We start from the raw sequence: 11,523 nt of genomic DNA, 5'->3' as shown, positions 1-11,523 counted from the left end.
CGATCACCTCTCCGCTTCATGTGTTGCGATGTGCTCCGATGTACTGCCTCGTGTCGTTCTGCCCAGCATCCAACCGGCTCAATTGTCCCGGTACTTCGGCTCCGGCGGCTTCTTGATGCCCGGCAGGTCCTCCTTCAGCCATTTGGCGTACGCCCGCATCCAGCGGCCGTCCTCCCCGCCCTCGCGGTAGCCGTCCAGGACGTGGTTCAGCCGCCGGACCAGGTCGTCGTTGCCGAGCTTCGTCGCGATGCCGTAGTACTCGCGAGTGAACGGTTCGCCTTTGAGCTCGACCGCCGGGTCCTGCGCCGCCTGGCCGGCCGCCAGGGCGTTGTCCGTCACCACGGCGTCGACCTCGCCGAGCTGGAGCCGCACCAGGCAGTCCAGCTGGTTGGACACGGTGAGCCCCTCGAACTTCGCGCCGAACGACTTCGCGGCCAGGGCGTCGTACGCCGTGGAGCCCTTCGCCGTGCAGACCCTCTTGCCGGCGAGCGACGAGTCGTAGCCGGTGACCGCCGACTTCTCGGGGGCGAGCACCTGCTGCCCCGCCTGGAAGTACGCGGTGGAGAACGCGACGTCCTTGATGCGGGCGCAGTTGACCGTCATCGTCCTGACGACGACGTCGACCCTGCCCTCCTGGAGGGCGAGGATCCGCTGGTTGGTCGGTATGGCACGGTAGACGACCTTGTCGGGGTCGCCGAGGATGTCCTCCGCGACGGCGCGCACCAGGTCGATGTCGAAGCCTTCGAGGTCGCCGTCGGCCGGGTTGCGGTAGCCCCAGCGGAAGCTGTTCTGGTCGACGCCGGCGATCAGCCTGCCCCGCGCCTTGATCTTCTCGACGGCGGGCCCGTCCGCGGCCGACGGCCGCAGACTGGCCTCGGGGTCCTCGCAGGCGTCGGCCCGCGCGGTGACCGCCCGCGCCACACCCTGTCCCGCCGCGTCCGAGCCGTGCCCGTCCCCGGCGCCGTGGGAGAGCGGCAGCAGCGTCGCGGCGGCCGTCAGCGCGCAGGCAGCGGCCATCCCGGCCACTCCGCCCCAGCCGCGCAGCCTGCCGCCCGTGCCGCCGTTCCGGCTGCCCGTCCTGGTCACCGCGCCTCCTCCCACCCGTATCACCTGTACTCCGAAAGCCTGCGCCCGATGCCGACGACGGCGGCCGCCGCGCCCAGCACCGCCAGGATCGCGGCGCCGAGCGGCAGCCCGGTGAGCGCGCCCCGGCTGCTTTCGGCCGCCCGCGTGAACTCCGCCTGCTCGTGCGCGAGGGCCTTCTCCAGCGCCGCGTCGACCCCGTTGAAGCACTCGCCGGTGGAGCCCTTGGCGCCGATGACCTTGGCCAGGGCGCCCTCGTAGTCGCCGTCGTCGTCGGTGGCGCGGGCGACGGTGTGCCGCTTCAGCCACTCGTCGGCCTTGGCGGTCGCGTCCTCGACCGGTGCGGCGCCCTGCGGGTCGTCGGCGAGCGCTCCGGCCTGGGTGAGGCGCTGCCCCAGTTCCTTCATGCCGTCGGCGTACTGTGATTCGTACAGGTCCTGCTTGCCGTCGGCGGCCAGTACGGCGCCGCGTGCTACCAGGGTGAGGTTCTCGTTGGCGCGGGCGTTGAGCGAGGTGATGCGCGCGTCGTTGAGGACTTCCAGCGACTTCTGGCCGTGGGCCATGGCGTCCTCCAGCTCGGACCGCGCCATGACGTGGCCGATGCCGAGCCACAGCAGGACGACGGCCGAGGTGACGCCGGCGGCCAGCAGGCCGTGGTTGAACACCCGGTTCGTGCGCCGGTAGTTGCGCCGCTGGGCCCAGGTCAGACCGCCCAGTGCCAGCACCCCGAGCCCGAGTCCGACGAACGGCCAGGCGCGGGCGTCCTCGTAGTCCTCGCCGAGCGTGCTCGTCTCCGCCGTGTAGAGCCGCTCGGCGGCCGGCAGCAGCTTGGTGGTCATGCGCTCGTTCGCGTACCGCAGGTAGGCGCCGCCGAGCGGAAGGCCGAGCCGGTTGTTGGCGCGGGCCCGCTCCACCAGGCCCGTGTACTGCGGAAGCTGGGTGTTGAGGGCGGCGATCTCGCGTCCGGAGGCGCTGGTGCTGTCCGTGTGGGACGCGGCCTTCGCCAGCAGGGCGGACGCGGTCGCGATGTCGTCCTCGTACCGCTCGCGCAGGTCCTTCGGCTCCTGCGCGCCGGCGAGGAACCCGCTCGCGGCGGCGGAGTCGGCGTCGGCGAGGGAGCGGTAGATGCTGGCGGCGTCGGCGCTCAGGGGCTGGCTGCGGGTCACCACGTTCCCGGCGGCGGTCGCGCGCTGGGAGACCTCCCAGGCGGTCACCGCGCCGAACGCGACGACGAGGGCGGCCACGAACGCGCCGATGACGCGCAGCCGGCCGGGCTCGGTCGTGGCGCCGGCGCGCAGCCGGTCCACGCCCTCCGCCCACGCGGTGCGCGCGGGCGGTTGCGCCTCGCGCACATGCGGCGGGTGTGCCACGTGACCTCCCCCTCGGTCATTGACGGTTCGCCGTGCCCGGCAAGCAGTATGGCCGCAGGGACCGGTATCCACACCAGGGTTGGCGCGATCTTGTGCCCGATCACGGCTTCACGCGTACTGAACTCCCCTCCCCGTACACGCGGAACGCGCCGCCGCGGTTCCCCCCCCGCGGGCCCCCTGTAGCCGGATCCCGCCCCGGTCTCCCGCCGCGGCGTCCGGCCCGCGCCCCCTACGCGTACCGTGCCCGCAGCCGTGCGTACGCGCCGGGCGGAGCGCCCGTGCGGTCCAGGCCCAGGAGGGCCGCGCCCAGCACCGGAGGGGCCGTCACTACGCGGAGCACCGCCTTCGGAGCCCGGTCCGCCATCAGCTGCGTGACGCGGGCGTCGAGCGCCGGATGGCGGGCCGCCAGGACGCTGCCGCCCAGCACCACCGGCGCCTCCTCTCCGAGCAGGTCCAGGCGGGCCAGCGCCACGGCGGCCATCGCGACGACCTCCTGTGCCTGCCGGTCGACGATCGACCGGGCGACCGGGTCCCCCGCCGCGCCGACCGCGAACAGCACGGGCGCCAGTTCGTGCCGCCGCCCCGGCGCGATGTGCCCCAGGTGCAGCGCCTCGATCAGCGCGTACATCGACCCCAGCCCGAAGTGCGCAGGCAGCGCCCGCGCCAGCTCCGTGGGCTCCCCCCGGCCGTCCTCCGCCCGCGCCGCGAACCACAGGGCCTCGTCCGCAAGCCCGCCGCCGCCGCCCCAGTCGCCGGAGAGCCGGCCGATCGCGGGAAACCGGGCGGTGCGCCCGTCCGGCAGCATGCCGACGCAGTTGATGCCGGCCCCGCAGACCACCGCCACCCCGCGCGGTTCGTCGACCCCCGCCCGCAGGATGGCGAACGTGTCGTTGCGGACCTCCGTCGTGCGCCCCCAGCCGCGCGCGTGCACGGCCGTCTGCAACTCCGCTTCCTCGACCGGCAGATCGGCGTTGGCGAGGCAGGCGGAGACGTGCCCGGCCGGGCCGTCCACGCCCGCCTCCGCCAGCGCCCGGCCCACCGTCTCCGCCAGCGCGTCGACGGCCGCCCGCACCCCGACCACCGGCGGCTGGAAGCCATCGCCGCGCGCGGTGGACAGGACCGCGCCGTCCGCCCCGACGACCGCCACGTCCGTCTTGCTGTTGCCCGCGTCGATGGCGACGACCGCCGCGCTCACGCCCACGCCAGGTGCTCCCGGTTGTGCGCGATCAGCCGGTCGGTGAGCCCGTCGGCGTACTCGAACTGCCCGATCAGGGGGTGCGCGAGCAGCGCCCGGAAGACGCGGTCGCGTCCGCCGCGCAGCGCCGCCTCCAGCGCCAGGTCCTCGTACGCCGTCACGTTGGCGACGAGTCCCGCGTAGAGCGGGTCCAGCTCGGGCACAGCCAGCGGGGTGGCGCCTGTCCGGTCCACCCGCGCCTGTACCTCGATCACCGCGTCGTCCGCGAGGAACGGCAGGGTGCCGTTGTTGTACGTGTTGACGACCTGCACCGGGCTGCCGCCGTCGCCCAGCAGGGAGGCCGCCAGGTCCACCGCCGCCTCCGAGTAGAACGCGCCTCCGCGCCGCGCGAGCAGCGCGGGCTTCTCGGCCAGCGCCGGATCGCCGTACAGGGCCAGCAGCTCCGCCTCCATCCGCGCCACCTCGGCGGCCCGCGACGGCTTCGTCCTCAGCTCCCGCACGACCTCGTCGTGCGCGTAGAAGTAGCGCAGGTAGTAGGAGGGGACGACGCCGAGGCGGTCGAGCACCGCGCGCGGCAGCCGCAGGTCGCCGGCGATCGCGTCACCGTGCTCGGCGAGCAGCCCCGGCAGCACGTCCTCGCCGTCCGGGCCGCCGAGGCGCACCCCCAGCTCCCAGCTGAGGTGGTTGAGGCCCACGTGGTTCAGGTGGACGTCGGCGGGCGCCACGTCCAGCAGCTTCGCGAACTTCCGCTGGAAGCCGATCGCGACGTTGCACAGCCCGACCGCCTTGTGGCCGGCCTGGAGCAGCGCGCGCGTCACGATGCCCACCGGGTTGGTGAAGTCGATGATCCACGCGTCCGGGTTCGCGCGGCGTACCCGCTCAGCGATGTCCAGGACGACCGGGACCGTACGCAGCGCCTTCGCGAGACCGCCCGCGCCCGTCGTCTCCTGCCCGACGCAGCCGCACTCCAGCGGCCACGTCTCGTCCCGCTCGCGCGCCGCCTGGCCGCCGACCCGGAGCTGGAGCAGCACCGCGTCGGCGTCCGCGACGCCCGCGTCCAGGTCGGAGGTGGTGGTGACGCGGCCAGGGTGGCCCTGCTTGGCGAAGATGCGGCGGGCGAGCCCGCCCACCAGGTCGAGGCGGTCGGCGGCCGGGTCGACGAGCACGAGCTCCTCGATCGGCAGGGTGTCCCGCAGACGCGCGAAGCCGTCGATCAGTTCCGGGGTGTACGTGGAACCGCCACCCACTACAGCGAGCTTCATGCCGGTCATCAGCCCTTCACTCCGGTCAGTGTGACGCCTTCGACGAACGCCTTCTGGGCGAAGAAGAAGACGACGATCACAGGGGCCATGACCAGTACGGTCGCGGCCATGGTCAGGTTCCAGTCGGTGTGGTGCGCGCCCTTGAAGGATTCGAGTCCGTACGAGAGCGTCCAGGCGGCCGGGTTCTCGGAGGCGTAGATCTGCGGTCCGAAGTAGTCGTTCCAGGCGTAGAAGAACTGGAACAGGGCGACCGCCGCGATGCCCGGCCTGGCCATCGGCAGCACGACCCGGATCAGCGTCCGCAGCTCGCCGCAGCCGTCGACCCTCGCCGCGTCCAGGTACTCGGCGGGGATGGTCAGCAGGAACTGCCGCAGCAGGAAGATCGAGAAGGCGTCACCGAACGCCATCGGGATGATCAGCGGCCACAGCGTGCCCGACAGGTCGAGCTGCTTCGCCCAGAACAGGTACATCGGGATGACGACGACCTGCGGCGGCAGCATCATCATCGAGACGACGAGCATCAGCGACAGGCGGCGGCCCCGGAAGCGGAACGTGGCGAGCGCGTACGCCACCGGTAGGGAGGACGCCACCGTCAGCACGGTGCCGAGCCCGGCGTACAGCAGGGTGTTCCGCCACCAGGTCAGAAACCCCGGCGTCTCGAACACCCGGACGTAGTTGCCCCATTCCCAGGTGTCGGGCGTCAGGTCGCGGGTCAGCGCCTGCTGGTCGTTCATCAGCGACGTGAGGACGACGAAGACGAACGGCAGCACGAAGAAGAGCGCGGCCGCGACGCCCAGCGCGTGGACGGCGATCCAGTGCAGCAGCGCCCTGCGGCGGGCGGCGCGCCCGGAAGGGGTCGCGGCGGCGCTCACCGGCGTCTTCACCGGCCGGTCGAGAAGGTGCGTCATGCGTCACTCACCTGCCTGGAGGATGCCGCCGCGCCGCCGCATCAGCAGCGCGGTGAAGGCCATGGCCAGGGCGAACAGCACGAGCGCGACCACGCACGCCGCCCCGTAGTCGAAGCGCTGGAAGCCCAGGTTGTAGACGAGCTGGGGGAGGGTCAGCGTCGACTGGTCGGGGTAGCCGGGCTCGAACTGCTGGCCCGAGCCGCCGATCACGCCGGACGCGACCTTCCCCGCCACCAGGGGCTGCGTGTAGTACTGCATGGTCTGGATCACGCCGGTGACGACCGCGAACAGCACGATCGGCGAGATGTTCGGCAGCGTGACGAAGCGGAAGCGCTGCAGCGCGGACGCGCCGTCGAGCTCCGCCGCCTCGTACTGCTCCTTCGGCACGTCGAGCAGCGCGGCCATGAAGATGACCATCAGGTCGCCGATGCCCCACACCGCCAGCGCGGTGAGCGCCGGCTTCGACCAGGACGCGTCGTTGAACCAGCCCGGGGCGGGCAGTCCGAGGTCCCCGAGGACGGCGTTGACCGGGCCCGTCCCCGGGTTCAGGAGGAAGACGAAGGCGAGGGTCGCGGCGACGGGCGGCGCCAGGAACGGCAGGTAGAAGAGGGTGCGGAAGAGGCCCGTACCCGTCTTGATCCTGGTGATCAGCAGGCCGACGCCCAGTCCGAAGACGACCCGGCAGGTGACCATGACCAGGACGAGCCACAGGGTGTTGCGCAGCGACGGCCAGAACATCGGGTAGTCGCCGAAGACCCACGTCCAGTTGTCGAGCCCGTTGAACCGGGGGACGCCGAAACCGTCGTACTGGGTGAAGGAGAAATAGACGGTCGACAGCAGCGGGTAGGCGAAGAAGACGCTGAACCCGACCAGCCACGGTGACATGAACGCCGCCGTCCGCAGCGCCGATCTGCGGCGCTTCGAGCGCAGGGTGTGCGTGCTCGTCCTCATGGGCGGACTACTTCGCCTTCGCGATGTCGGTGTCGATCTGCGCGGCGGTCTTCTCCAGGCCCGCCTTGAGGTCCTTCACCGCGCCCTTCTCGTACTGGTAGCCGAAGTCCTGGATCGTCAGGAGGTACGTCGCCCCGTTCACCGCGCCCTCCGGAGTGCTGGACTTCGGGTGCCGCGCGATGTCCATGAACGTCTTGAAGCGCGGGTCGAGTTTGAGACCCGGCGACTTCAGCGCGTCGAAGGTGGACGGCACGTTGCGGATCGCGTTGGCGAACTCCACGACGGCGTCGGTGTCCGTCGTCATGAACCTGACCAGTTCCCAGGCGGCGTTCTGCTTCCTGCTCGCCGGGGCTATGCCCATGATCGTGCCGGACAGGAAGCCCTTGCCGTAGCTGTCGGCCTCGTCGTCGGCGACGGGCATCGGGGCGACACCGACCTCGAACGGCACCTTGGCGTCCTCGGTCATGCCCAGCCGCCACTCGCCGTCCATCTGCATCGCGACCTGCCCGGTGTGGAACGGGTGCCTGGCGCCCCACTCGTCTCCGAACGTACCGCGGTACTTCTCCAGCTTCCGGTAGCCGCCGAGCTCGTCGACCAGCTTCTTCTGCTGCCGGAACATGGCGGCGAAGGCCGGGTCCTTGGCGATGTTCGACTTGCCGTCGGCGTCGAAGTACCGCTGGTCCCAACTGCCCATGTAGTGCTCGGTGGTCGTCTCGTAGCCGTGGTAGTTCGGCATGAAGCCGAGCTGCTCGTAACTGTCGCCCCTGGTCTTCGTCAGCTTCTTCGCGACCGCCGTCAGCTCCGACATGGTCTTCGGCGGCGCCTCGATGCCGGCCTTCTTGAAGGCGTCCTTGTTGTAGTAGAGGCCGTACGCGTCGGCGAGCAGCGGCATCGCGCACCGCTTGCCCTCGAACTGCGTGTACTCCAGCGTCACCTTCGGGAAGGTCTTCTCGAGGTCGAGCCCCGACTGCTCGATGAAGGGTCCGAGGTCGGCGAAGGCGCCCGACGAGCAGAACTTCCCGACGTTGGACGTGGTGAAGGACGAGACGACGTCCGGGCCCTTGGAACCGCCCGCGCGCAGCGCCTGGTTGAGCTTGTCGTCGTTGATGTTGCCGACGACGTTCACCTTGATGTTCTTGTGCCGCGCCTCGAACCGGTCGACGTTCGCCCGGATCGCCTTCACCTCGCTCGGGGCGCTCCAGCCGTGCCAGAAGGTGATCGTGGTGTTCGCCTCCGGGTCGTCGTTCGCCCCGGACGACGGCTGGCCCGTACACGCCGTGGCGAGCACGGACAGCGCGGCGACGGCGGCGGCTGAGCTGACGAGACGGCGGTTTCCGCTGATTCTGCGCATGGCGAGGCTCCCAGGGGGCGGGGGACGGGGTGGTGGGGACAGCAGGAGAACAGCGCTAGCGGGAGGTGGTGTCGAAGACCTCGTCGCGCGTGGTGGCGAGGGCGCTCTCCAGCGCCCCGCGCAGTACGGGCTCGTCCTGTACGCAGCCGATGACGAGCCGGGGCCGGGGGGCGGCGAGCTCGGCCAGCTCCGCCTGGACCAGCGCGCGCAGCGGCTCGCCGCCGGCGACGAGCACCCCGCCGGACAGCACCACCAGCTCCGGGTCGAGGACGGCGACCATGGCGGCGAGGCCGGTCGCGAGGCCGGTCGCGAACGCCTGGAGGAGCTCCCGGTACGGCCCGTCGGCGGCCCGGGACGCCTCGCCGAGCAGCGCGACCGCCTCGTCGATGTACGTCTCGCCCGGCGGCACCGCGATGCCGAGCTCACGGGCCAGCCGGGGCACCGCCTGCCCGCCCGCCAGTTCCTGGAAGCCGCCGGAGTTGGCCTTGGTCACCCGGCGCACGAGCGGCGTGCCGGGCACCGGCATGAACCCGACCTCACCGGCGCCACCGGTCCAGCCGCGGTGCAGCCGGCCGCCGATGACCAGCGCGGCCCCGAGGCCGCCGTGGTTCCACAGCAGCACGAAGTCCCGGTGGCCGCGCGCCACGCCCAGCCGCTGCTCGGCGACGGCGGCGAGGTTCACGTCGTTCTCGTACTCGACGGGCATGGGCAGAGCTGCCGCCAGGTCGTCGAGGAGGGTGGGGGAGTGCCAGCCGGGGAGGTGGGAGGCGTACCGCAGGCGTCCGGTGCCGGGGTCGAAGGCGCCCGGGGTGCCGATGACGACCCGGCGTACGTCGGCCCGTACGAGTCCGGCGGCCTTCACCGCGCCGTCGAGCGCGTCGGTCACCTGGTGCACCACGGACTCGGCGCGGCGGCCGGGGGTCGCCAGGTCGAACTCACCGGCGGTCGCGCCGGTGATGTCGGCCACGGCGGCCCGGATGCGCCGGGGCGTCACGTCGAGACCGGCGACGTACGCCGCCCGCGCGTTGACGGCGTACAGCTGGGCGTTGGGCCCCGGGCGGCCCTCGGTCGTGCCGGTGGCGACGACGAGGCCGGCGCTCTCCAGGCGGACGAGCAACTGGGACGCGGTGGGTTTGGAGAGGCCGGTGAGCTTGCCGATCCTCGTGCGGGAGAGCGGGCCGTGCTCCAGGAGGAGGTCGAGGGCGGCGCGGTCGTTCATCGCGCGCAGAACGCTCGGCGTGCCAGGCGTGCCAGGTGTCCCCGGCGTGCTCGGCGTTCCGGCCACGGCAATGCACCCACCCTTCGGCTACCCGGCCCTCAGTATCCCCGCAGACGAGGAAAGACACTGTTAGGAAAGTTTCCTGTCCAGTGAGTCGAACGTAGGACGCCCACAGGCGCCCGTCAAGGGCTCTTCCACGCACCGCGCCCCCGCGGCAACAAGCAAAGCGTTACCTGCGGGGGCGCGGGAAGGACGCGCGGACGTACCGGCCTACTTGTTGAGGTTTGTGGCGGGCGCCGGTATCGGCGACGCGGCGAGCGACTGCGGAGACGTCGGGCTGGCCAGGGCGGACGGCGCCGACATGCCCGCCGCCGGGTCGGCCGGGGCGTCCTCGTCGCCGACCGCCGCGGGGCCGCCGACGATCCGGATGCCCGCCCGGTCGAAGGCCCGCTTGATGCGCCAGCGCAGTTCCCGCTCGACCCCGAGCGCCTTGCCCGGCATCGTCTTCGCGGAGACCCGCACCACCATCGAGTCGAGCAGCACCGAGTCCAGGCCGAGCACCTCGACCGGGCCCCACAGCAGCTCGTTCCACGGCTCGTCCTTGGCGAGCTCGGCGGCGGCCTCCAGGATCACCTCGCGCACCCGGTCCAGGTCCTCCGTGGGACGCACCTGTACGTCGACTCCGGCCGTGGCCCAGCCCTGGCTGAGGTTGCCGATCCGCTTGATCTCACCGTTGCGGACGTACCAGATCTCGCCGTTGTCGCCGCGCAGCTTCGTCACGCGCAGGCCGACCTCGATGACCTCGCCGGACGCCACACCCGCGTCGATGCTGTCCCCGACGCCGTACTGGTCCTCCAGGATCATGAAGACGCCGGAGAGGAAGTCGGTGACGAGGTTGCGGGCGCCGAAACCGAGCGCGACACCGGCGACGCCCGCCGAGGCCAGGAGCGGCGCGAGGTTGATGTTGAGCGCGCCGAGCACCATCAGGGCGGCCGTGCCGAGGATCAGGAACGACGCGACGGAGCGCAGGACGGAACCGATCGCCTCCGAGCGCTGGCGCCGCCGCTCGGCGTTCACCAGCAGACCGCCGAGCGCGGTGCCCTCGACCGCCTGGGCGCTGCGGTTCATGCGGGCTATCAGCTTGGTGAGCGACCGGCGGACGACCGTGCGCAGCACGGCGGCTATCACGACGATCAGCAGGATCCGCAGGCCCACGCTCAGCCAGGTGGACCAGTTCTGCTCGACCCAGCTCGCGGCGTTGTTCGCCTGCTGCGCCGCATCGTCGAGAGTGACGGGCTCGGGCGACGGATCAACGGCCGACAGGACGGACCAGAGCACGGCGGGACCTCCAGGCGGGGCGGACGACAACAGACCAACCACACTAACGGGGCATCCCGCGTGCTCCGGCTCGCTGTGCGAGGGAGAGACAAGACTCACCAGGGCATGAAGGTGGTGTGGTCGAAAACACTTCGAGCCCGTTACCGGGACGTGGTGGCGTTTCGCCCAGGCATGAGGGGAGACTGAGAGCAGATCGTCCCGGCGCGAGCCACGCGCCGCCGGCGTAATAGGAGGCATCCGTGCCGCATGTCCTGGTCCTCAACGCGTCGTACGAGCCGCTCGGCGTCGTACCGCTCCGCCGCGCGCTCGTCCTCGTCCTGGAGAACAAGGCTCTCTGCCTCGAGGAGTCCGGCGCCTACATGCACAGCGCGACCCGCGCTGTCCCCGCACCCAGCGTCGTGCGGCTGAAACGGTTCGTACGGGTCCCCTACCGGGGGCCCGTTCCTCTCACCCGCCGTGCGCTCTTCGCCAGGGACGGCGGGCGCTGCATGTACTGCGGTGGCGTCGCAACCAGCGTCGACCACGTGGTTCCGCGCAGCCGGGGCGGGCAGCACGCGTGGGAGAACGTGGTGGCCGCCTGCCGCCGCTGCAACCACGTCAAGGCCGACCGGCACCTCATGGAGCTCGGCTGGCGGCTGCGCCATCAGCCGGCGCCGCCGTCCGGACTGGCCTGGCGGATCATCGGCACCGGCCACCGGGACCCGCGCTGGCTCCCGTACCTGCAGCCGTTCGGCGCGGACGACGCACTGGCCCGGATCGACGGCATCTCCGCCTGAATGCCCGGCGGGCTTCGCCGGCGCCGCGCCCGGAGTCCAGCCGTCCGGCGCTTGAGGTCCACGTCCGGAG

General features: G+C 71.8%; 10 protein-coding genes. 1 reads left to right on the top strand and 9 read right to left on the bottom strand.

All coding sequences use genetic code 11. The annotated features are described in order from the left end of the window. Positions 1-78 precede the first annotated feature (78 nt). From AC07FK_RS09075 to AC07FK_RS09035, 9 genes are all read right to left on the bottom strand, one after another. Positions 79-1,086 (bottom strand): glutamate ABC transporter substrate-binding protein, encoded by a 1,008-nt coding sequence (locus AC07FK_RS09075; protein WP_479103844.1) that lies wholly within the window; start codon positions 1,084-1,086, stop codon positions 79-81. Between the two features lie 20 nt (positions 1,087-1,106). Then, positions 1,107-2,453 carry a hypothetical protein gene (locus AC07FK_RS09070; RefSeq protein ID WP_479103843.1) on the bottom strand — a complete coding sequence of 449 codons (1,347 nt, stop codon included), beginning with the start codon at positions 2,451-2,453 and terminating at the stop codon, positions 1,107-1,109. A 229-nt stretch (positions 2,454-2,682) separates the two neighbouring features. Further along, complete coding sequence (locus AC07FK_RS09065; RefSeq protein WP_479103841.1) at positions 2,683-3,654, bottom strand: N-acetylglucosamine kinase; 972 nt, start codon at positions 3,652-3,654, stop codon at positions 2,683-2,685. After that, positions 3,645-4,910 (bottom strand): 6-phospho-beta-glucosidase, encoded by a 1,266-nt coding sequence (locus AC07FK_RS09060; RefSeq protein WP_479103956.1) that lies wholly within the window; start codon positions 4,908-4,910, stop codon positions 3,645-3,647. The genes AC07FK_RS09065 and AC07FK_RS09060 overlap by 10 nt, the downstream gene beginning before the upstream one ends. An 8-nt stretch (positions 4,911-4,918) precedes the next feature. Further along, a complete protein-coding gene (locus AC07FK_RS09055) occupies positions 4,919-5,818 on the bottom strand; it encodes a carbohydrate ABC transporter permease (RefSeq protein ID WP_479103839.1) in 900 nt (299 codons plus the stop codon). A gap of 3 nt (positions 5,819-5,821) precedes the next feature. Beyond that, on the bottom strand, positions 5,822-6,769 hold the full coding sequence (locus AC07FK_RS09050) for a carbohydrate ABC transporter permease (protein WP_479103837.1): 948 nt from the start codon (positions 6,767-6,769) through the stop codon (positions 5,822-5,824). 7 nt (positions 6,770-6,776) lie between these two features. Continuing rightward, positions 6,777-8,120: an ABC transporter substrate-binding protein gene (locus AC07FK_RS09045; protein ID WP_479103836.1), complete on the bottom strand. Its 1,344-nt coding sequence runs from the start codon at positions 8,118-8,120 to the stop codon at positions 6,777-6,779. 55 nt (positions 8,121-8,175) lie between these two features. Beyond that, complete coding sequence (locus AC07FK_RS09040; RefSeq protein ID WP_479103834.1) at positions 8,176-9,339, bottom strand: ROK family transcriptional regulator; 1,164 nt, start codon at positions 9,337-9,339, stop codon at positions 8,176-8,178. A 270-nt stretch (positions 9,340-9,609) separates the two neighbouring features. Beyond that, the gene (locus AC07FK_RS09035) at positions 9,610-10,677 is read right to left on the bottom strand and encodes a mechanosensitive ion channel family protein (RefSeq protein WP_479103832.1); all 1,068 of its coding nucleotides are present in this window, start codon (positions 10,675-10,677) and stop codon (positions 9,610-9,612) included. Positions 10,678-10,916: 239 nt separating this feature from the next. On the opposite strand from AC07FK_RS09035, the gene AC07FK_RS09030 reads away from it, so the two are divergent. Continuing rightward, the gene (locus tag AC07FK_RS09030) at positions 10,917-11,453 is read left to right on the top strand and encodes an HNH endonuclease (protein WP_453405535.1); all 537 of its coding nucleotides are present in this window, start codon (positions 10,917-10,919) and stop codon (positions 11,451-11,453) included. Positions 11,454-11,523 lie beyond the last annotated feature (70 nt).

This window comes from Streptomyces sp. NPDC046122 (genome assembly GCF_056429965.1).
The sequence above is the reverse complement of the archived record's forward strand: the minus strand, read 5'-3'. Positions and strand labels throughout refer to the sequence as shown.

Bases quoted from the DNA above. Each gene is read 5' to 3' on its own strand.
- AC07FK_RS09040 (WP_479103834.1), bottom strand. From the start codon at position 9,339: ATGAACGACCGCGCCGCCCTCGACCTCCTCCTGGAGCACGGCCCGCTC.
- AC07FK_RS09045 (WP_479103836.1), bottom strand. From the start codon at position 8,120: ATGCGCAGAATCAGCGGAAACCGCCGTCTCGTCAGCTCAGCCGCCGCC.
- AC07FK_RS09060 (WP_479103956.1), bottom strand. From the start codon at position 4,910: ATGAAGCTCGCTGTAGTGGGTGGCGGTTCCACGTACACCCCGGAACTG.
- AC07FK_RS09050 (WP_479103837.1), bottom strand. From the start codon at position 6,769: ATGAGGACGAGCACGCACACCCTGCGCTCGAAGCGCCGCAGATCGGCG.
- AC07FK_RS09055 (WP_479103839.1), bottom strand. From the start codon at position 5,818: ATGACGCACCTTCTCGACCGGCCGGTGAAGACGCCGGTGAGCGCCGCC.